Genomic DNA, 21,472 nt, shown 5'->3' with positions numbered 1-21,472 from the left:
TTAGAAAAAGGGATATAATACCATCGAAATAGAATATAGGAGGTGCACTCTTATGCTCAATAAGTATTACAAGTATCTTCCTTGGTTGATTTTGGGAGCTATTGGCTCTTATCAGTCAGCCACTCACTATGCGCGAACTGCATTTGATGTGTTTTATCTGACTGCAATCTTTTTGATTGTTTATATCGCTTTGTTAGTTTTACATGAGAACTATCTCAAGTATCGATACAAAGACTTCTTTACTCACATGTTGAGTAATTCTAAGAGAGATAGCCATCCCTAAAACAGTCGCAACAGCAAAGCAAACTAATAAAGGCAAACAAAGAGGTCGGGAACTTTGTCCCGACCTCGTTTTTATGCAATATCAAATTTTAACTGGCCTGCTTTAACACCAATCTTAAGTGTACTGCCTGCCTCTAATTCTCCCTTGAGAAGAAGTTCTGCCAACTTGTCTTCCACTTCTGTTTGCAAGGTTCTGCGAAGTGGACGAGCTCCCATCTCTGGGTCATATCCTTGATTTGCCAATAATTTCAGTGCGGAAGTTTGTAATTTCAAGTCAATGCCTTTTTCAGCCAAACTTGCCACTAAAGGTTTGACCATAATCTTCACCACTTCCTGCATATGGTCGCTAGACAGACTATGGAAGACCACCTTTTCATCAATACGATTGATGAATTCCGGTCTATAAGCCTTTTTCAACTCTTCAAACATGCGTTTTTCCATATTTTCCTGGTCAAAACGAATATCCTTAGCCCCAAATCCGACAGTCTTGTCATCCCGAAGGGCTGTCGCACCAAGATTTGACGTCATAATAATAATGGTATTTGAAAAGTCAACCTTGCGACCCTTGCTATCGGTCAAGACACCATCATCCAAGACCTGCAAGAGGACATTAAAGATGTCTGGGTGGGCTTTTTCTACCTCATCAAAGAGGAGAACAGAGTATGGTTTGTTGCGAACCTTCTCGGTCAACTCCCCACCTTCTTCATAACCCACATAGCCCGGAGGAGCTCCGTTAAGACGGCTGGCTGCGAATTTCTCCATATACTCACTCATATCAAAGCGGATAAGGGCTGATTCGTCATCAAAAAGAACTTCTGCTAGAGCCTTAGCCAATTCGGTCTTACCGACACCTGTAGGCCCTAAGAACATAAAGGAACCAATCGGACGCTTGTGACTGCGAATCCCTGACTGGTTGCGGCGAATCGCACGGCTAATACTTGAAACAGCTTGATCTTGACCGATGACACGTTTGTGCAGTTCAGCTTCCAAGTTTAAGTATTTCTTGGCATCAGTCTGAGTCAGTTTTTGAACGGGGATACCTGACAAGCGACTCAAGGTGGTCAAAATATCAGACTCTGTCACCAAGTCTTTATAGACAGGTACTTCCTCTTCTTTTGCGATTAGCTGGGCAGCCTGTTTCCACTTGCCATCCATCAAGGCCTTGTCAGCTAGACTCAAACCTGAATCGTCTGCTTTTACATGCTTAGCCTTATTTTGCACTGTTGCCGCTGCTTCATCTAAGAGGTCGATAGCAGAGTCTGGCAAGTGACGGCTAGTCAAGTAACGATGGGCCATCTTAACGGCTGTTTCGACCGCTTCATCTGTGATTTGCACACGGTGATGTTTCTCATAAGTCGCCTTCAAGCCTTGTAAAATGGTCATGCTGTCTGCAACACTTGGCTCTTCAATCGTCACTTTGGCGAAACGACGAGAAAGGGCCGCATCTTTTTCGATGTGTTTTTGATATTCTTCCTGAGTGGTCGCACCAACTGTTCTCAAGGTTCCACGCGCCAAGGCTGGCTTCAAGATATTAGCCGCATCCAGGGTCGAATCAATCCCGCTCCCAGAACCCATGATGGTGTGGAGTTCGTCGATAAATAGAATTACTTGACCATCTTCTTCAATATCCTTGATGATATTGTTCATGCGCTCTTCAAAGTCACCACGGAAGCGTGTCCCTGCAACGACATTCATCAAATCAAGCTCTAACACGCGCATCTTAGCCATTTCCGCAGGTACATCACCACTAGCAATACGCTGGGCAAGACCAAGCGCCAGAGCTGTTTTCCCGACACCAGCATCTCCAACCAAGACAGGATTATTCTTGGTCTTACGGCTCAAGATTTGAATCATACGCGAGATTTCCTTGTCCCGACCGATGACTGGTTCTAACTTGCCAGAACGCGCTTGCTCTGTCAAATCATGCGTATAATCCTCGAGACCACCGCTTGGAGTCTGGGGCATGCCCATCATATTGGCCATAGAATTTTGCTTATCAGCTACTGTACGATGGCGTTGGCGTAAAGCCTTGAGGTCTTCACGAGTCCAGCCTGCCCGTTCTTCTAAATTTCGACGAAGAGCAGCAATCTTAACCTGATCTTTCTTGTCTTCATAAGAAAAACCAGCCCTCTCCAAGATACGAGTCGCCAAGGCATTGCCATCATGCAAAATCGCATAAAGGACGTGCTCTGTCCCTAACACCTTAGCATGGACCACTGACGCTACATACTCTGCTTCGTCAAAAAGAACCTGCAAACGATGGGAGAACGGCAATTCCGTAAAGGTTTCATCCTGGCTATAGTCCGTTTCAGTCAGTTCCAAAGCGACCTCTTCTAAACGGTCCATCTCATATGGATAATCATTTAAAGTTGCCCCTGCCACACTATAACTGTGATTGGACATGGCAATCAACAAATGCCATGACTCTAGGTAACGAGCTCCAAAATGGCTAGCCACCATGTAGGCACTTTCGATACATTCATTCAATGCTTTTGAATAGTTCATCTTACTTCCCTTTTCTATCTACCTCTTGTATGACCTGTCGTAGCATGTTTGCTCGAACAACTGGAGCTTCTTCTCCTAGAACACAATCCAAAGCTACTGATACTAGCAAATTCATCTCCTGCTTGGTCATCAATTCCTGCTCAACCAAAAGCTGCAGAATATCTTCATAAATTTCTTGACTGACCCGCTCATCAATCGAGTAAAGCAGTTCTCGGAGCATTTCATGATGACTAGAAAACTCAATCCGTCCTATACGAATGTAGCCTCCACCACCACGCTTACTTTCAACCAAGTAGCCTCTACTTTCCGTAAAGCGTGTCTTGATCACATAGTTAATCTGACTAGGAACAACCTGAAAAGTATCTGCCAACTGACTCCGTTGTAACTCCACAATTCCAGATTGATCTAAAATCGCCTTGATGTAGGCCTCAATATGATCCGATGTATTTTTAAATCTCATTACAAACCCACCTCTCTCTTTGAACCTTGACTATCTTTGACTATTATACCGAAATTTTCTTATTTTTAAAAGAAAAAGGGCGCTGGTAAAGGATAATCTTCACCAACTCCCTCTTTTTCTACTTATCTAAGCCTAATTCTGCCAAGATTTGACGTTTGTAGGCAATCTTTTGGACTTCCTTATCCTCATCTTCAGACCAATCTAGTTTAATTTCTGAAACAATCTGCCCAGGGCGATTTTTCAAGATATAGATGCGGTCGCTGAGATTGAGTGCCTCCTCGATACTGTGAGTAATAATCAAGGTTGTTAGCTGCAACTGCTTGTGAATTTCAAGGTACCAAGCGTGGAGTTCCATCTTGGTCATCTCATCCAAGGCACTAAAGGCCTCATCCAAGAGAAAGAGCTTGTGCCCGAAAAGGTAAGTTCGAAGCAAGGCTACACGCTGACGCATCCCCCCACTCAGTTCATGAGGATATTTATCCCTTACAGCCGTTAGCTGAAAGGTCGCAAGAATTTCATCCGCGCGGGCAATGGCTTCCGCCTTATCCACTTTTTGAATCAAGAGTGGCAGAATGATATTACCAAGCACCGTCTTGTGCTCCAAGAGGAGATCCTTTTGCAACATATAACTCACGCGCCCCTTGGGATTCTCCTCCCCATCAAGGACAATTCTCCCTGACTGAACTTCTAAAATCCCAGCGATTAGATTAAAGAGGGTGGTCTTTCCAACACCACTTGGGCCTAGGATGGAAACCACTTCTCCTGAAGTCACCTGTAGGTTGATATCCTCTAAAATCCTCTCCTGACCATAGGCATAACTGACGTGTTCTAGTCTAATTTCTGTCATTATTTCACAAATTCATTGGTGAAGCCTTTGTCTGTCAAGTCTTCTTTAAGGATACCATTTTCTTTATCCCATTTATAGAAGGCATTCCAGCGAGCTGCGTCAAATTGACCCCATTTTTCCTTGTCGCTTGCGTATTCTTTTGACAAGTATTTTTGAGATTCGATGACAAAGTCACGTTTTTCCTTGAGTTCAGGTGCATTTTTGATGAGGATATCAGCTGCTTCCTCTGGATGCTCCATGGCATATTGGTAACCTTTTTTGATAGCTTGGATGACTTTACGTGCTTCTTCTTTGTTATCTTTCAAATAGTCATTGTTGGCGATGATAACTGGTGAGTAGTAGTCAAATTCTTTAACGTAGTCTTTCAAGTACATGAAGTTAGCCTCTACACCTTGAGATTTGGCAAGGATACCATCCCATCCATAGTAGATCCATGCAGTATCAAATACTCCATTAGCAATCGGTGTGATAGAGTTTGAGTCGTTGTTTGGTACTTTTTCAACTTTTTCAAAATCTCCGCCTTGTGATTCTACCAAGGTTTTCAACATAGCAAGTTCAGTTGGGTCATTCCATGTACCATATTTCTTACCAACCAAGTCCTTTGGACTAGCTACATTGTCAGATTTACGAGAGATAATTCCTGATGTATTGTGCTCTACGATAGCTGCAACGGCAGTAATTCCTGCTCCTTTTTCCAATTTTTTAGCCATGTAGTCTTGGAAATAGACTGCAAATGGTGCCTTACCATTGATAACCAAATCAGAAGAACTTTCTTCTGGTGGCAATTTCAAATCAACATCCACTCCAGCTTCTTTGAAATAACCTTTTTCCTTGGCAACATAAAGCCCCGTGTGGTTGGTGTTTGGCGTCCAGTCTAAGATAAAGTCGATTTTCTTAAGTTCTGCTTCCTTATTATCCTTAGAAGCAGTTCCTTGACCACAAGCTACAAGCACAACAGCTACAAGAGCTGTTAAAACAGTTAAAAACACTTTCCATGTTTTCTTCATTTCAATTTCCTCTTTTCTTTTTTGAAACATTCTTATCTCACGAACGTTTCCATTTAATAACATATTTTTCACTAATATCGACCAGCTTCATACCGAGAAGACTGATAATCGATACCAGAATAATAATAGCAAACATGGTATCATACTGAAACAGTTTCTTGGACTGAATCATGTAGACACCTAGTCCTTCAAAGCCTCCCAACCACTCAGATACCACTGTTGTGATAAAAGCGTAGGAGACACTGACCCTCAGACCTGCATAAAAGTAAGGCAGGCTGACTGGAATTTTAAAATGCCACAGGATTTGCCAAGGCTTGGCCCGCATCAGACTAAACAAGGTCAGCATATCCTTGTCACAATGCCTAAAACCGTCCAAAATGCTGACGATGATAGGAAAGGTTGTCGTCAAGATAATCAAGACAATCTTGGGCAGAATCCCATAACCTAGCCACAAGACTAGAATAGGAGCTATGGCAATGGTCGGAATGGTCTGAACGACCACCATCATAGGGTAAATCAGGTCATTGAGCCAAGTCAAACTATCCATAAGTACAGCCATGAGACAGGCAATCAAAACTCCCAAAACCAACCCCAGTAAAGCCACTCTCAAGGTCGCCCAGCTATGGTGCCAGAGAAATTCTCTATCACGAACAAAGGCCTGGAGAATTTCAAGAGGTGTCGGCAGGATAAACTTGGGGAGAAGTTTAAGAAAACCTGCTAACTGCCAGATTGACAAGACTCCTAGAAAGCCCAATAGACTAATGTGTCGTCTCAGTATACTTTTCAAGTTTCTCATCAATACTTAAAATCTCTCCTACATTTATTTTGACATTGGCAAAGACATTATCTGCCTCCTGCCCTGCCACCTCTAGCGCTTCTTTGAGAATGCGCATAAGCTCATCAAACTCCCCTTCCAAGACCGTTTCAAATGGTGTCACCACCATGGTCACTTCTTGAGCTTGCAGATAAGCAATGACCTGATCGATAACAGCTATCCGATCAATCCCCTGCGATAGGGGTAAAACTTGCAAGGCGATGCTTGCTTTCATAAGAACCTCCTCTTCTCGTTTTCCTTTGACAAAAAGAAAAACCTTTACCATATATGGAAAAGGTGCAGAATAGACTAAGTATCGTTCCCTACGCTGGCATTACCCAGATCAGGTGCGGTCGAAGCTTAACGCTTCCTCTCAGACTGTACACAGACTCCCATATATTATATGGACATATGATAGCGCAAAATAAAAAAAATGTCAAGGAAACTGCTTACAGAAAAAGTAGGAAAAATTTCCTACTCTAATTTTCTATACTCGTTCTCCATCACTGTTTACTCTGTAGCCATCCACCGTCGTATTAACAGCTAAGGCACCTGAAGAGTAAGAATAATACCACTTACCAGATACTTGGTACCAGCCCGTTTTCATTGCCCCTGAACTATCCAGATAATACCACGAGCCATTTTCCTTTAACCAGCCTGTCTGCATTTCACCAGATGGTTTCAAATAATACCAGCTAGAACCATCTTTCAGCCATCCCGTTGATTTAGACCCATTTGATTTGAAATGATACCAACTACCATTTATTTTCTTCCAACCAACAGTCAGAACATCATTGGAACTACCTTCTGTTTGATTCTGCGATGACACAACCTCCTCTAACTGAATATAGCGACGACTTCCACTATAAGATATATAACTCAACCACTTGTATCCATCTTTTTCAAGTATCTGATCATAATGAACACTCTCACCTGGAGAATAATAGGCAATTGAAGTTGCACTAGCTAAAGGTTGATTTTTAATAGCTGCCTTATTCTTAAAATAATGTGTTCCTCCTGAAGAAGACAAAGGTTGACTATTGAATACGTTGCTACTACTTACGACATTCCCTCCATCCAAATCTTTAAAATGAATAAATCCTGTCATCGTATTTGCTTTTATAATTCGTTTATTATAGGATCCTGTATAACCATAGTTGTATTCCTCAATTTCTATATTATCCCCCATTACATTTGAAACCCAGGCAACATGACCATATCCTCCTGCAGTAGACCAAGCAATAGATCCAATCGTTGGTACACTATCTACACGATAGCCTTCACGACGAGCACGATAGCCCCATTCATTCGCATTTCCATAAGCTCCTGTAATCTCAAAACCATTGACACTACTCAAGCGAAAGGCTGCAAATGAAGTACACTGACGAGAGTACATGCGCCACTTATCAATTTCCTGACTCCCATTTTTATAGTAAGCAGGATAATCATCCCCACGCGCAATCGATCCATTTTCTCCAGAATAGGCATATACACTATCACTCGCTACTAGCATCAATCCTACTGCTAAAAAAGGAACAACCTTTTTAACTGATTTTCTCAAAGAAAATCCTATCTCTGTTACTTTGAATGGTAAAACTTTCATTCTTCCTCCTTGAAAAATAATATAAATCGAAGATTGCCTTCACTTAAACTATTCGGAGAAAAAAGAAAAAGTGAGAAAATTTCTCACTTTAGTCAAGATAATGAATCAAATTCTTTTCCGTAAGGATATCTGAGTAAGTAAAGGACTCAACGTAAACATTAGCTTGTTTATCTCCTTCAACATTCCCAAATTCCACGATAAATAGGGATGGATAAACTTCAATTAGCTTACCCAATCTATTTTTTTGGCGCTTACGCCCATTTTCCAAAGTCATTTCGATTACATGACCCTCATGCGACTTAATTTCCTCTTTAATTTTTTTCATCTTAGCTACATCTGTAAATGCATCTGTCATCTTATTTCCTCCCTTTTTGAAATACTTGAAAATTTATTGTATTCTTTTTGGAAAATTAATTCCACTGTTCCACGAGCTCCACTACGGTTTTTCTCGATAATAACTTCTACCTTATTATTTGGTATGCCTTCCTCTTCTTCACCACCACGCTCATAGTAGTCGTCGCGATAAAGAAAGGCTACGATATCAGCGTCCTGCTCAATAGACCCAGATTCACGAATATCAGACAAGACTGGCCTCTTATCCTGACGTTGTTCTACACCACGAGACAACTGACTCAGAGCAATTACGGGAACCTTCAGTTCCTTAGCTAAAATTTTCAACTGACGAGAAATTTCTGAAACTTCTTGTTGGCGGTTTTCCCGACCAGTTCCCGTGATCAATTGAAGGTAGTCTATCAAAATCAAACCAAGATTTCCAGTTTCTTGAGCCAATTTACGTGAACGAGAACGAATCTCTGTAATCCGAATCCCTGGCGTATCATCGATATAGATACTTGCATTCGCTAGATTCCCTTGAGCAATGGTATATTTTTGCCACTCCTCATCAGTCAATTGACCCGTACGGATAGAATGAGATTCCACCAAACCTTCTGCCGCTAACATACGGTCCACTAGACTTTCCGCACCCATTTCCAGTGAAAAAATAGCAACAGTTTTGTCCAACTTAGTCCCAATATTCTGTGCAATATTCAAGGCAAAGGCTGTCTTACCAACCGCTGGACGAGCTGCTAAGATAATCAACTCCTCTTCATGCAGACCAGTCGTCATATGATCTAAATCACGATAGCCTGTCGCAATACCTGTAATATCGGTCGTTTGTTGCGAGCGAGCTTCCAGATTTCCAAAGTTGACATTCAACACATCTCGAATATTCTTAAATCCGCTTCGATTAGCATTTTCGCTGACATCAATCAGGCCTTTTTCTGCCTGAGCAATGATTTCATCAGCTGGTTGCGAAGCCTCGTAAGCTTGATTGACAGACTCTGTCAACTTAGCGATTAATCGCCGTAACATAGCCTTTTCTGCAACAATTTTAGCATAATACTCCGCATTAGCAGAAGTTGGCACAGAATTGACAATCTCAACCAGGTAAGACAAGCCGCCAATATTCTGCAAATCACCTTGATTATCAAGGATAGTACGAACCGTTGTTGCATCTATGGCATCCCCACGATCGGATAAATCGACCATAGCTTGAAAAATCAAACGATGGGCATACTTAAAAAAGTCCCGAGACTCAATGTATTCTCGCACAAAAACAAGCTTACTCTCGTCAATAAAGATAGCCCCTAAAACGGATTGCTCAGCTAAGATATCTTGAGGTTGTACTCGTAACTCTTCTACTTCTGCCATCAGACTTCCCTTCCTTTTACAATCTTGTCAAGAAGGTGTAAATTTATCCTTCTTTCACACGAAGATTGATCACACTTGTGATATCTTGATAGATTTTCACTGGCACATCGATCAAACCAACTGCTCGAATCGGAGCTTGTACTTGAATATGACGTTTATCAATCTTAATTCCAAATTGCTTTTGCAATTCTTCTGCAATTTTCTTACTGGTAATAGAACCAAAAGTACGGCCATCTGGACCAACTTTTTCAACAAATTCTACAATAGTTTCTTCTGCTTCAAGTTGGGCTTTAATTGCTTTTGCTTCTGCAATCATCTCAGCGTGAGCTTTTTCTTCAGATTTTTGTTTACCACGAAGCTCACCTACCGCTTGAGCAGTCGCTTCTTTGGCTAGGTTCTTTTTGATAAGAAAGTTTTGTGCATACCCTGTTGGTACTTCCTTAATTTCGCCTTTTTTACCTTTTCCTTTAACATCTGCTAAAAAGATTACTTTCATTCCTCTTTCTCCTTTTCCTTTATTTCATTTAATACAATTTCTGTCAGTTTTTCACCTGCTTCTGACAAGGTTAAATCTTTAATTTGAGCTGCTGCCAAATTAAAGTGACCTCCACCTCCCAGCTCTTCCATGATCCGTTGTACATTCAGTTTACTACGACTTCGAGCTGAGATAGAGATAAATCCTTGTGTATTCTTCGCAAGAACAAAACTCGCTTCAATACCTGACATAGCTAACATGGCATCTGCTGCCTTACTAATAACAACCGTATCATAGCATTTCGAGTCCGTAGCCTCTGCTATCAATACATCTGAACCTAATTTACGCCCCTGTAAAATCAGTTCATTGACCTCACGATATTCTTCAAAATCTGTTGCAGCGATTTCTTGGATAGCAATACTATCACTTCCTCTCGTTCTGAGATAGCTAGCAACATCAAATGTCCGACTAGTCACTCGTGAGGTGAAATTTTTAGTATCCAGCATCATACCAGCCATTAAAACACTTGCTTGCATACGACTCAAACGATTTTTCTTAGAATTCTGGAACTGAATCAATTCCGTTACCAACTCACTGGCACTACTTGCACCACTTTCGATATAAGTAATAACCGCATTATCTGGAAAATCCTGATCCCTTCTATGGTGGTCAATAACAATAGTTTGGGTAAATAAATCATAAAATTCTTTCGATAAAGTTAAAGCTGTCTTTGAATGGTCTACAAGAATCAACAAAGAACGATTGGTTACCATCCCCATTGCATCCTTAACAGACAACAACTTCGTAACTCCTTCTTTTTCTAAGAATGAAACAGCTCGTTCAATATCCGGCGACATTTGTTTTTCATCATAAAGAGCATAACTATTTTCTGTTACATTACTAGCAAATAACTGCATACCTACAGCAGAACCCAAAGCATCCATATCAAGGTTTTTATGACCAACTACAAAAACCTGATCTACACTTTTAATTTTATCTGAAATAGCTGTCATCATAGCGCGCGTACGTGTCCTTGTACGCTTGATTGACGCCGCAGATCCACCACCAAAATAAACGGGATTTTTCGTTTCGTCATTCTCCTTGACAACCACCTGGTCGCCACCACGCACTTCAGCCAAGTTTAAGTTGAGCAATGCAACTTTCCCTATCTCATCATGATTTCCATCACCATAAGAAAATCCCATACTTAAGGTCAAGGGCAACTGTCTCTGTTTCGACTCTTCTCTGAAAGAATCAATAACAGAAAATTTATCGTTCATCAATCCCTCAAGCACCGTGTAGTCCGTAAATAGATAAAAGCGATCCATACTTACTCGACGGGAGAACATGGCATGTTTACCAGCAAATTCTGAAACAAAATTGGCTACAAAACTATTGATATGACTGATATCAGACTCCGATGTTTCATCTTCTAAATCATCATAGTTGTCAACGGAAACGATCCCAATCACAGGTCGACTCGTTACTAACTCAACAGTCGCTTCGTATTCTCCAGACACATCAAAGAAGTAAAGAACTCCAGACACCTTGTCCATATGAACCGAATAGCGGGTCTCACCCAAGGTAGCATAAGAACCTGGATTTCCTACCGATGCCTTGATAATTGTTTGAATTAATGCCACATCAATCTCGCCCACTTCATTAGTCAAAATCAATTCAGCATAAGGATTAAACCATTCAACTTCACCTGACGACAAGTCTAATTTAATAACTCCGACAGGCATCTGTTCTAACAAGGTTGTCAAACTTTCTTCAGCTTGGTGGTTTACATACTGGATTTGTTCTACTTCACTCCTTGAGTAGTAGTCTCTCTGATGGATGAATAGTAAAATATATGACCCCAAAATAAGTAGCAAAAGAAATAGCGTTACCAGTGTATTCGTTACAAAAACAAGTTGCACAGATAGCACTCCGAACGCCACTATTCCTAATATTAAGGGGAAAATAGGACTTACATAAAATTTTTTCATTCCAAACCTCTTGGCACCCATTATACCATAATAACCACCAAAAAGCGACTTTTTAAAAGTGTAATCAGTAATTCTATCAATTATAAGAAAAAGGAGGTTTACAATTCAGTAAACCTTCCTTTACACATATTGAAATTAAGATTCTTTAACTTCTAACAGTCCAATCTCGCCATCTTCACGACGATAAATCACATTAGTTGTTTGATCTTCAACATCCACATAGATAAAGAAATCATGTCCCAACAAATCCATCTGTAGAATAGCTTCTTCCAAATCCATTGGTTTTAAATCAATTTGTTTTGAACGAACAACTCTAGATTGGACAACATTTGGATCTTCCACCAAAGCATCTGTAAATAATTGACTAGTTGCTACCTTATTTTTATTTTTACGCTCGATTTTTGTTTTATTTTTACGAATCTGACGTTCAATTTTATCGGTTACAAGGTCAATTGAACCATACATATCTTGAGACACATCTTCTGCACGAAGAGTAATTGATCCAAGTGGAATCGTTACCTCCACTTTAGCAGTTTTTTCACGATACACCTTCAAGTTAACTCGAGCATCCAACTCTTGTTCAGCTTGAAAATACTTTTCGATCTTTTCGAGTTTAGAAACTACATAATCACGAATTGCTTCTGTTACTTCTAGGTTTTCACCACGGATACTATATTTAATCATATGAGTACCTTCTTTCTAAACATTTTTGTTTTTCTGATTTCATTATAACGCTTTCATTTTATTTTTGCAAATTTTTTCCTCATCTTACAAGGGAAAATGTTTTCACATCCTCAGCACCCGCTTCTTCCAGCAGTCTCTTCACACGATTTATAGTTGTTCCAGTAGTATAAATATCATCTATAAGTAGGATTTTTTTAGGAATAGTGACTCCACTTTTGACAAAGAAAGGAAGTTCTGTTGCCAAACGCTCTGAGCGACTTTTGGAAGAACTAGCTCGCTCTTCTCTCTTTTCTAATAAATCCAGATACGCAAACCCTGCTGCTTCAACTAAACCTTCAACCTGGTTAAATCCCCTCTCGAGCAATCTTTCAGGACTTAGGGGAATTACAACAAATTGATACTCTTTGTACTTTTTTAACTCCTCACTTAAAACTGAAGCAAAAACTTTTCTTAAAAGGAAGTCTCCATCAAACTTATACCGACTGAAAAAATCCTTCATAGCTTGATTGTAAGTAAAAATCGCTCTATGACTGACTTCAACTCCTTCTTTACACCAAAATTGACAATCTTGACACTTTGTTGACAATCCTGTTTTCATACAGTTTGGACAGTACTCTTCTCCATTTCTCTCAAAAGTAGAATCACAATCTAAACAAAGACAAGAGGCATCATTCGTCAGAAGTAAGAGACTACTAAAAGTTAAAACAGACTTCATAGTCTGCCCACACAATAAGCACTTCATAGCCCCGTCTCCTTATTCATCTGCTGAATTTCCATAATTGCCTTCTTGATTGAAGCATTTAACCCATCATGGAAAAAAAGCAAATCTCCTGTTGGTCTATCCATGCTTCGTCCAACTCGTCCACCAATCTGAATCAAACTAGACTTGGTAAACAGACGATGATTGGCCTCTACTACGAAAACATCCACACAAGGGAAGGTAACTCCACGCTCCAAGATTGTCGTACTGATAAGTATTGTCAGTTCTCTATCTCGAAAAGCTTGTACTTGCTCTAATCGATTTTCTGTGATAGAAGATACAAAGCCAATTTTCTCATTTGGAAATTGCTCCTGTAAGATTTCTTTTAACTGTCCCCCTTTCTTAATTTCTGAAGCAAAAATGAGTAACGGATAACCTGTCTTTCTCTGCTTCTCAATATAAGACTTTAACTTTGGTGACAAACGATTCTTATCTAAGTAGCGATTAAAATCAGATAACCAAACTGGTTTAGGGATAATCAACGGATTCCCGTGAAATCGTCTTGGCAAACTCAATCGTTTTAATTCTCCTATACGAACCTTCCTATCTAACTCCTCGGTCGAAGTCGCTGTTAAAAAGATTCTCAGCCCATTCTCCTTTACACTATTCTTGACAGCATGGTAAAGCGTGGGATTATCAACATAAGGAAAAGCATCTACTTCATCCACTATCAGCAAATCAAAAGCTTGATAAAACTTCAATAACTGATGGGTCGTCGCAACAACTAGTGGTGTTCGAAAATAAGGTTCCGATTCTCCATGTAGGAGGGCTATCTCGCAAGCAAAATCATCTTGCAGGCGCTTATACAGCTCCAAACAAACATCTATGCGAGGACTGGCCAAACACACTGCACCTCCCGCATTAATCACTTTAGCCACTACTTGATAAATCATTTCTGTCTTTCCAGCTCCTGTCACCGCATGTACCAAGGTTGGCTCTTGCTTGTCGACAGCTCGAATTAGTCCCTCTGACACCTTCTCTTGAAAAGGAGTTAATTGACCACGCCATTTAAGAATTTCTTGCTTCGGAAAATTCTCCTGCGGAAAATAGTATAAAGCTTGATCACTCCGAACTCGCTTCATCAGCAAGCATTCCCGACAATAGTAGGCACCAATAGGTAGATACCATTCCTCCAGAATAACACTATCACAACGTTGACAGAAAAGTTTCCCCTTCTCCTTTCTCATTGCTGGAAGTTTCTCCGCCAACTGACGTTCCTCTTCTGTTAATTCATTCTCCGTAAACAAACGACCAAGATAATTAGGATTTACTTTCATACTTCTTTATTCGTAAAAACCTAGCGCTTTAGATGATTTTTTAGTACAATTAAATCATGGAATTTAAAACAATTAAAGAAGACGGTCAAGTCCAAGAAGAAATCAAAAAATCACGCTTTATCTGTCATGCCAAGCGTGTTTATAGCGAAGAAGAGGCTCGTGACTTCATTACTGCCATTAAAAAGGAACACTACAAAGCTACGCATAACTGCTCAGCATTTATTATTGGGGAGCGTAGTGAAATTAAACGTACAAGTGATGATGGTGAGCCCAGTGGTACTGCTGGCGTTCCCATGCTTGGGGTACTAGAAAATCACAATCTCACCAATGTCTGTGTGGTCGTAACACGCTACTTTGGTGGCATTAAGCTAGGCGCTGGAGGATTGATTCGTGCTTACGCAGGTAGTGTCGCCTTAGCTGTCAAAGAAATTGGCATCATTGAAATAAAGGAACAGGCTGGCATTGCTATTCAAATGTCTTACACTCAGTACCAAGAATATAATAACTTCCTTAAAGAACATACTCTCATGGAGCTGGATACAAACTTTACAGATCAAGTCAATACGATGATTTATGTTGATAAAGAAGAAAAAGAAAATATTAAAGCCGCATTGGTAGAGTTTTTTCATGGAAAAGTTACCTTAACTGATCAAGGTTTACGAGAAGTTGAAGTTCCTGTAAACTTAGTGTAAACAAAGGAGAGAAATATGGCATTTGGAAAGTTCATTCAAGGACTCGCTGGTAACTTTAGCGAGCAAAACAAAGAAACTCTTATCAAAGAATATGGACAATATTTACTAGAAAACGAAGAAATTCAAAGTGGATATAAACTTATTCGTGACTCAATTATATTTACCAATATACGTATTATCTTTACAGATAAACAAGGCGCTACTGGTCGTAAGATGTCTATTAAATCAATCTTTTTGATGAACATTGTTAACGTTGAAATGGAAACTGCGGGAGCAGGTATAGATGATAGTGAAATTACTATTACTTATTTAGAAAATATCTTTCTAAAAGCACATAATGAACATTTTAGTGTTCACAGATTTGAATTCCCTAAGAAAACAGATATCGTTCCACTTTATACATATTTACTAGAATTAGCCTATCACAATCGCTTAAAAATTAATGGCTTAGACCTATGATATAAAAAAATCCTATCGCTTCGATAGGATTTCTATATTTTACAAATGGTATAGATAGCGTTATACTAGAGATATCTTATACAAAGAGGTATTCATATGTCTATTTATAACAACATTACTGAACTAATCGGTCAAACTCCGATTGTTAAACTCAACAATATTGTGCCAGAAGGGGCTGCAGATGTCTATGTAAAACTTGAAGCATTTAACCCTGGTTCTTCTGTAAAAGACCGTATTGCTCTTAGCATGATTGAAAAAGCTGAACAAGACGGTATTCTGAAACCTGGTTCTACTATTGTTGAAGCAACAAGTGGAAACACTGGTATTGGACTTTCATGGGTAGGGGCTGCTAAAGGGTATAAAGTTGTTATCGTTATGCCTGAAACTATGAGTGTGGAACGACGTAAGATTATCCAAGCTTATGGTGCTGAACTCGTCCTAACTCCTGGTAGCGAGGGAATGAAAGGTGCTATTGCTAAGGCTCAAGAAATCGCTGCTGAACGTGATGGTTTCCTTCCTCTTCAATTTGACAATCCAGCTAATCCAGAAGTACACGAAAGAACAACAGGAGCTGAGATACTAGCTGCTTTCGGTAAAGATGGATTAGATGCCTTTGTTGCTGGAGTTGGTACCGGTGGAACAATTTCTGGTGTTTCTCATGCACTCAAATCAGCAAATTCAAACATTCAAGTTTATGCAGTGGAAGCTGATGAATCCGCCATTCTATCTGGTGAAAAACCTGGTCCTCACAAAATTCAAGGTATCTCAGCTGGATTTATTCCTGATACACTTGATACTAAAGCCTATGATGGTATCGTTCGTGTAACATCAGATGATGCTCTTGCACTCGGACGTGAAATTGGTGGAAAAGAAGGCTTCCTTGTAGGGATTTCCTCAGCTGCAGCTATCTACGGAGCCATCGAGGTTGCCAAAAAATTAGGTACAGGTAAAAAAGTCCTTGCTCTAGCACCAGATAACGGTGAACGTTATCTCTCTACAGCACTCTATGAATTTGAAGTTTAGTCTCCTAAATACAATTGGCCCTTATTATAGGGCTTTTTGTTTTTACCTTGAAAATAGGAAGCTCTCCCTATAGGGATCGACTGCATAGAAAAAAGGAAGCAAATTTACTTCCTTTCTATAATTAGTTATTCAAGGCTGCTGCCATTGTAGCTGCAACTTCAGCTTCAAAGTCGTTTGCAGCTTTCTCGATACCTTCACCAACTTCAAAGCGAGCGAACTCAACTACTGAAGCGTTAACTGATTCAAGGTATGCTTCAACTGTCTTGCTATCATCCATGATGTAAACTTGTGCAAGAAGTGTGTAAGCTTGGTCAACTTTAGTATTGTCAAGCATGAAGCGATCCATTTTACCTGGGATAATTTTGTCCCAGATTTTTTCTGGTTTGCCTTCTGCAGCCAACTCAGCTTTGATGTCAGCTTCAGCTTGGGCGATCACTTCATCAGTCAATTGAGATTTTGAACCATACTTCAAGTGTGGAAGAGCTGGTTTATTAACCATTGCACGGCTTTCGTTGTCTTGGTCGATAACGTGGTTCAATTGTGCCAACTCATCTTTAACGAATTGCTCATCCAATTCTTTGTAAGAAAGAACTGTTGGTTTCATCGCTGCGATGTGCATTGACAATTGTTTAGCAAGTGCTTCGTCTCCACCTTCAACAACTGAAATAACACCGATACGTCCACCGTTATGTTGGTAAGCTCCAAAGTGTTGTGCATCTGTTTTTTCAATCAATGCAAAGCGACGGAATGAGATTTTTTCTCCGATAGTTGCTGTTGCAGATACGTATGCAGCTTCAAGAGTTTCACCTGAAGGCATTGTCAAAGCAAGAGCTTCCTCATTGTTAGCAGGTTTTCCTTCAGCAATAACTTTAGCTGTAGTATTTACCAATTCAACGAATTGAGCGTTTTTCGCAACGAAGTCAGTTTCAGCGTTTACTTCAATAACTGCTGCAACATTACCGTTAACATAAACACCAGTCAAACCTTCTGCAGCAACACGGTCAGCTTTCTTAGCTGCCTTAGCCATACCTTTTTCACGAAGCAATTCAATCGCTTTTTCGATGTCACCGTCTGTTTCTACAAGCGCTTTTTTAGCGTCCATAACACCAGCACCAGATTTTTCACGCAACTCTTTTACAAGTTTAGCTGTAATTTCTGCCATTTTGATTCTCCTATATTTTTTAAAAATAGGAGAGCCGGGCTAAGCCCCGCCCTCCTAGGTAATTACTATTTATATGAATTAAGCGTTGTCGCCTTCTACAACTTCAACGATTTCTTCGATTGAATCTGCTTGAGCTTCTGAAGCTGCAAATTCTGCTTCAACTGCTGCTGCATCTTCACCTTGACGTCCTTCGATGATAGCGTCAGCCAATTTAGCTGTGATCAATTTAACAGCGCGGATAGCGTCATCGTTAGCTGGGATGATTACATCGATATCATCTGGATCAGTGTTTGTGTCAACCATCGCTACAACTGGGATTCCCAATTTCTTAGCTTCTTTAACAGCGATTTGCTCTTTATGTGGGTCAACTACGTACATAACATCTGGGATACGAGGCATATCTTCGATACCACCCAAGAATTTTTCAAGACGTGCACGTTGTTTATTAAGAAGTGCAACTTCTTTCTTAGGAAGAACTTCGAAAGTTCCATCTTCTTCCATACGTTTGATTTCTTTCAAACGAGCGATACGTTTTTGGATTGTTCCCCAGTTTGTAAGAGTTCCACCTAACCAACGGTGGTTGATGAAGTATTGACCTGAACGTACTGCTTCTTCAGCAACTGCATCAGCTGCTTGTTTCTTAGTACCAACGAACAATACAACTGCATCGTTAGCTGCTGCATCACGCATGAAATCGTAAGCTTGGTCAGCGTATTTTACAGTTTGTTGCAAGTCGATAACGTGGATTCCGTTACGCTCTGTAAAGATGTATTTAGCCATCTTAGGGTTCCAGCGACGAGTTTGGTGACCAAAGTGTACACCAGCCTCAAGAAGTTGTTTCATTGAAATTACTGCCATGAGTATTTCTCCTTTTTGTTTTTTTCCTCTTCTTGACTTCAACTCGCAAAACGACCCAAGGGCAACTGCTTCACAATTCATCAAGAATGAGTATTATCGTTCACACGACAATTTTCATTTTACCATACTTTTCCAATATTTTCAAGCTGTTTTGATATAATTTTTAATAGGGATTGTCACGGTAAAACCTGAAAAAGAGGGCTCTATTCGAGTCCCTCTGTGAATTAATCTGCATAAATATATGTAACAAAACCTTCAGAAGTTGTTGTTGGATTGAACCATCCACGGTGATTTCCAATTGTACGATTACCTGCATAATTTGATTCTGATACTTGAATACTTGTTGATGATGAAACAGCTGTAACTACTGCTACGTGTCCATATCCACCATCATTCCAACATGCAATCGCACCAACTTGAGGTGTTGAACCTGTACGGAATCCTGCAGCTGCTGCACTTGTAGCCCACTGTGCTCCATTACCCCAATAGTCTCCAGCCCAAGGTGCTAATGTTTTAACTCCCCATGTACATTCTCCAATTGGATAGCTTGAAGCATTTGTACTGTATGTTGGGCGTTGTTTGACTGCCACAGGAGTATATGTTGCTGATTCCGAAGAAGCTACAGCTTGAACCTGTGCTGCAAAAGTCGTATTTCCAGAAGCAACAACTGTTTGTTGTTGACTTACTTGTTTTGCCTTGTAAGCTGCTTCTGCCTCTGCTGCTGCTTTTGCTGCTACTTCTGCTTCTGCTTTTTTCTCTAGCAAACTTGCTTTTTCATCTTCTGCTGTCGCTTTTTCAGCAGCAAGATTTAATTCTGCAGCCTTCAACTCAGCTTGTTTCGTTGTTAAAGCTTGCGCATCATCAGACAATTTCTGTTGATTTGCAATTACTGTATTAATTGCGTCATTGTTTGCCACTTGCTTCTCAGAAATTGCTTTTTTATCTGCTTTTTGTTGTTCCAACATTTTGTTGTTAGCAGATACAATTTCATTCATTGCTGCAACACGTGAAATAGCTTCTGTAATTGATTTTGAATTTACAATCGTATTGATGTAGCTAGTTGCAGCTCCATTTGTTTGAGCACTACGAGCTTGTTTTTCCAAAGAATCATTGCGAGATACAATGTTTTTAGAAAGTTCTGTAATCTCACTCTCAAGTTTTTTGGATTCTGCTTGTAATCTATCATTTTCAGCTTGCAAGTTAGATTGCTCAGCTTGAATAGCTGATACTTGCTCCTGAATTTGGTCAACTTGTTTTTGAGCTTCTTGTTGTTGCGCTGTTAAGTTACTAATTTTATTATCTTGAGCAGCAATTTTGTCATCAGTCGTTTCTGCATGCGCAGTTGTTAAAACAGCTACTTGAGAAACCATTACTGTACTTAATAAAAGTGACGCTAAGATTTTTTTCTTCATATTACGTAGATACTCCTTCTTTTAAAGACAATACTAGTATACCAAAAAAAGGCCTAATGAATATTACGCCTTTGTTACATTTTTGTTTCTTTCTTATAGATAATATCTTTCAAAAATAAACTGAAAAATAAGCATCCACACAAGATTTAAAATCATGGATGGTACTAGGCTATAAACGATAAAAATCGGCAGACTATCTAGAGTTAAACCTACCGCTAATGCAAAGAGATAAGCTCCCATATCAAATAGAAAACTCATAACAATCATAGCCAAGATTCTTGTCCAACGATTCAATAAAATAACACTATTCAATTTATGAAGAAAGGCTCCCAGTAAGATAAATAATAGAGTTGCAATCCCTATTAGATGGAAAAAGTAAACATCGTAAACCAAGCCTATCACAAAACAATAGACTAGGTAGAAATACTCTGATACTTCTATCGTCTCAAATAAGAGAAATAAAAACAGAAAATGACTAGCCAAATGTACATGGGGGAAAAATGAGCCCAGAAGCTGGCTAATATGGGCATCAATTAGAACAAAGAAAGGAAGCAATAAAAACACTCCAACCCGCTTCAACTGTCTCATTATGAATTCCCCACTAATTCTATCACATCTACATTATGAGTATCTGCACTCAATTTAACAGTTACTTCTCGTGTCAAATAGTCTGTACTATGCGTTGTGGCAACCACTTCACCAACAGGAATATCCGCAACGTTAAAGTTTCCTAATCCACCCGTTGTCACCTTATCGCCTGTACTAATATCGCTATTACTATTTAATTGACTAATTTTAAGAACTTCATTTTCCTTGTCGTAGCCAACAATAATTCCATAAATTGTGGTAGTGCCGTGTTGAATTTTAACAGAAATCTTATCAGCATTTTCCGTATTTGTCAGAAGGTTGACTATAGTAGAGTTCTCCTCTACTTTTGAAACACTCCCAATCAAGCCACCATTTGCAATAGCTAACATGTTCTCAGAAGCCCCTTTTGATTTACCTACATCTAAGGTCAATTCCTGCTTCCAAGATACCGGAGAACGCATAATAACATCTGCTGCTAAAGTCTTTGTAGCTTGCAATTTGGACTTCATATCAAGCAATTGGCGCAGTTGTTCATTTTCCGTCTTTAAACTTTCCGCCTCATTTGATTTAACTTCTAATTGGTAAATCTGTTTCTTCAAACTTTCATTTTCATTGTATGTTCGTGTTAAATGAGCCAAATCTGATTTGACAGAATCAAACCACTGAAAAGGTTTTTGCACAACTCTATCAACCAATGAGATTCCATCTCCTAATTTTGTCACAATTGTACTTGAATAAGTCGTCGCTAAGAGAGCCGACACAAGCAGAACAGTGACAAAAACAATAATGACATATTTTGATTTTTTAAAACGGTTCATATCCCTACCTTTATATCAAAAACTGTTACAGTAACTTTTTATCAA

23 protein-coding genes and 1 riboswitch are annotated in these 21,472 nt (G+C 39.7%); of the genes, 4 read left to right on the top strand and 19 right to left on the bottom strand.

Annotated elements, in window-relative coordinates:
• The first annotated feature begins 52 nt into the window (after positions 1–52).
• Positions 53–283, top strand: coding sequence for a hypothetical protein (locus tag QM424_RS07115; RefSeq protein WP_077804481.1), 231 nt, complete (start codon positions 53–55; stop codon positions 281–283).
• A 71-nt stretch (positions 284–354) separates the two neighbouring features.
• Here QM424_RS07115 and QM424_RS07110 read toward each other — a convergent pair whose 3' ends face one another.
• From QM424_RS07110 to QM424_RS07045, 14 genes are all read right to left on the bottom strand, one after another.
• Positions 355–2,787: an ATP-dependent Clp protease ATP-binding subunit gene (locus QM424_RS07110; RefSeq protein ID WP_414393901.1), complete on the bottom strand. Its 2,433-nt coding sequence runs from the start codon at positions 2,785–2,787 to the stop codon at positions 355–357.
• A 1-nt stretch (position 2,788) separates the two neighbouring features.
• On the bottom strand, positions 2,789–3,247 hold the full coding sequence (locus QM424_RS07105; protein ID WP_414393898.1) for a CtsR family transcriptional regulator: 459 nt from the start codon (positions 3,245–3,247) through the stop codon (positions 2,789–2,791).
• A gap of 118 nt (positions 3,248–3,365) precedes the next feature.
• Complete coding sequence (locus QM424_RS07100; protein ID WP_000136219.1) at positions 3,366–4,094, bottom strand: ABC transporter ATP-binding protein; 729 nt, start codon at positions 4,092–4,094, stop codon at positions 3,366–3,368.
• Entirely contained in the window at positions 4,094–5,101 is a 1,008-nt protein-coding gene (locus QM424_RS07095) for an ABC transporter substrate-binding protein (RefSeq protein WP_176139292.1), read from the bottom strand. Before QM424_RS07095 ends, QM424_RS07100 begins: the two co-directional genes overlap by 1 nt.
• A gap of 37 nt (positions 5,102–5,138) precedes the next feature.
• The gene (locus QM424_RS07090; RefSeq protein ID WP_194250903.1) at positions 5,139–5,897 is read right to left on the bottom strand and encodes an ABC transporter permease; all 759 of its coding nucleotides are present in this window, start codon (positions 5,895–5,897) and stop codon (positions 5,139–5,141) included.
• Positions 5,860–6,150: a thiamine-binding protein gene (locus QM424_RS07085; protein WP_004235758.1), complete on the bottom strand. Its 291-nt coding sequence runs from the start codon at positions 6,148–6,150 to the stop codon at positions 5,860–5,862. Before QM424_RS07085 ends, QM424_RS07090 begins: the two co-directional genes overlap by 38 nt.
• 68 nt (positions 6,151–6,218) lie before the next feature.
• Positions 6,219–6,321: riboswitch (TPP riboswitch) on the bottom strand.
• A gap of 81 nt (positions 6,322–6,402) precedes the next feature.
• The gene (gene cbpD / locus QM424_RS07080) at positions 6,403–7,518 is read right to left on the bottom strand and encodes a choline binding-anchored murein hydrolase CbpD (RefSeq protein WP_414393896.1); all 1,116 of its coding nucleotides are present in this window, start codon (positions 7,516–7,518) and stop codon (positions 6,403–6,405) included.
• 88 nt (positions 7,519–7,606) lie between these two features.
• On the bottom strand, positions 7,607–7,873 hold the full coding sequence (locus QM424_RS07075) for a Veg family protein (RefSeq protein ID WP_261275745.1): 267 nt from the start codon (positions 7,871–7,873) through the stop codon (positions 7,607–7,609).
• Positions 7,870–9,228, bottom strand: a complete 1,359-nt coding sequence (gene dnaB / locus QM424_RS07070; protein ID WP_000852491.1) for a replicative DNA helicase — start codon at positions 9,226–9,228, stop codon at positions 7,870–7,872. The genes QM424_RS07075 and dnaB overlap by 4 nt, the downstream gene beginning before the upstream one ends.
• A 43-nt stretch (positions 9,229–9,271) precedes the next feature.
• Positions 9,272–9,724: a 50S ribosomal protein L9 gene (gene rplI / locus QM424_RS07065; RefSeq protein ID WP_414393893.1), complete on the bottom strand. Its 453-nt coding sequence runs from the start codon at positions 9,722–9,724 to the stop codon at positions 9,272–9,274.
• Positions 9,721–11,694 (bottom strand): GGDEF domain-containing protein, encoded by a 1,974-nt coding sequence (locus QM424_RS07060; RefSeq protein ID WP_414393891.1) that lies wholly within the window; start codon positions 11,692–11,694, stop codon positions 9,721–9,723. Before QM424_RS07060 ends, rplI begins: the two co-directional genes overlap by 4 nt.
• A gap of 135 nt (positions 11,695–11,829) precedes the next feature.
• Complete coding sequence (gene hpf / locus QM424_RS07055; RefSeq protein ID WP_000599100.1) at positions 11,830–12,378, bottom strand: ribosome hibernation-promoting factor, HPF/YfiA family; 549 nt, start codon at positions 12,376–12,378, stop codon at positions 11,830–11,832.
• 79 nt (positions 12,379–12,457) lie between these two features.
• A complete protein-coding gene (locus QM424_RS07050) occupies positions 12,458–13,120 on the bottom strand; it encodes a ComF family protein (protein ID WP_261053719.1) in 663 nt (220 codons plus the stop codon).
• Complete coding sequence (locus QM424_RS07045) at positions 13,117–14,415, bottom strand: ATP-dependent helicase ComFA (RefSeq protein ID WP_414393889.1); 1,299 nt, start codon at positions 14,413–14,415, stop codon at positions 13,117–13,119. The genes QM424_RS07050 and QM424_RS07045 overlap by 4 nt, the downstream gene beginning before the upstream one ends.
• Before the next feature lie 56 nt (positions 14,416–14,471).
• On the opposite strand from QM424_RS07045, the gene QM424_RS07040 reads away from it, so the two are divergent.
• The 3 genes from QM424_RS07040 (at position 14,472) to cysK (ending at position 16,589) form a co-directional block, all read left to right on the top strand.
• The gene (locus tag QM424_RS07040) at positions 14,472–15,107 is read left to right on the top strand and encodes a YigZ family protein (protein WP_414393886.1); all 636 of its coding nucleotides are present in this window, start codon (positions 14,472–14,474) and stop codon (positions 15,105–15,107) included.
• Positions 15,108–15,122: 15 nt separating this feature from the next.
• Positions 15,123–15,566 (top strand): PH domain-containing protein, encoded by a 444-nt coding sequence (locus tag QM424_RS07035; protein WP_414393884.1) that lies wholly within the window; start codon positions 15,123–15,125, stop codon positions 15,564–15,566.
• A 96-nt stretch (positions 15,567–15,662) separates the two neighbouring features.
• Positions 15,663–16,589, top strand: coding sequence for a cysteine synthase A (gene cysK, locus QM424_RS07030; RefSeq protein WP_000029883.1), 927 nt, complete (start codon positions 15,663–15,665; stop codon positions 16,587–16,589).
• 121 nt (positions 16,590–16,710) lie between these two features.
• Here cysK and tsf read toward each other — a convergent pair whose 3' ends face one another.
• The 5 genes from tsf to mreC form a co-directional block, all read right to left on the bottom strand.
• Positions 16,711–17,751 (bottom strand): translation elongation factor Ts, encoded by a 1,041-nt coding sequence (gene tsf / locus QM424_RS07025; protein WP_000808071.1) that lies wholly within the window; start codon positions 17,749–17,751, stop codon positions 16,711–16,713.
• Between the two features lie 78 nt (positions 17,752–17,829).
• A complete protein-coding gene (gene rpsB, locus QM424_RS07020) occupies positions 17,830–18,609 on the bottom strand; it encodes a 30S ribosomal protein S2 (RefSeq protein WP_000268459.1) in 780 nt (259 codons plus the stop codon).
• A gap of 224 nt (positions 18,610–18,833) precedes the next feature.
• Positions 18,834–20,021, bottom strand: a complete 1,188-nt coding sequence (gene pcsB / locus QM424_RS07015) for a peptidoglycan hydrolase PcsB (protein WP_414393882.1) — start codon at positions 20,019–20,021, stop codon at positions 18,834–18,836.
• Between the two features lie 93 nt (positions 20,022–20,114).
• Positions 20,115–20,609, bottom strand: a complete 495-nt coding sequence (gene mreD, locus QM424_RS07010) for a rod shape-determining protein MreD (RefSeq protein WP_414393880.1) — start codon at positions 20,607–20,609, stop codon at positions 20,115–20,117.
• Positions 20,609–21,427 (bottom strand): rod shape-determining protein MreC, encoded by an 819-nt coding sequence (gene mreC / locus QM424_RS07005; RefSeq protein ID WP_414393878.1) that lies wholly within the window; start codon positions 21,425–21,427, stop codon positions 20,609–20,611. Before mreC ends, mreD begins: the two co-directional genes overlap by 1 nt.
• Positions 21,428–21,472: the final 45 nt, after the last annotated feature.

The organism is Streptococcus mitis (assembly GCF_047464945.1).
Classification (GTDB): Bacteria; Bacillota; Bacilli; order Lactobacillales; family Streptococcaceae; genus Streptococcus; species Streptococcus mitis_EA.
The sequence above is the reverse complement of the archived record's forward strand: the minus strand, read 5'-3'. Positions and strand labels throughout refer to the sequence as shown.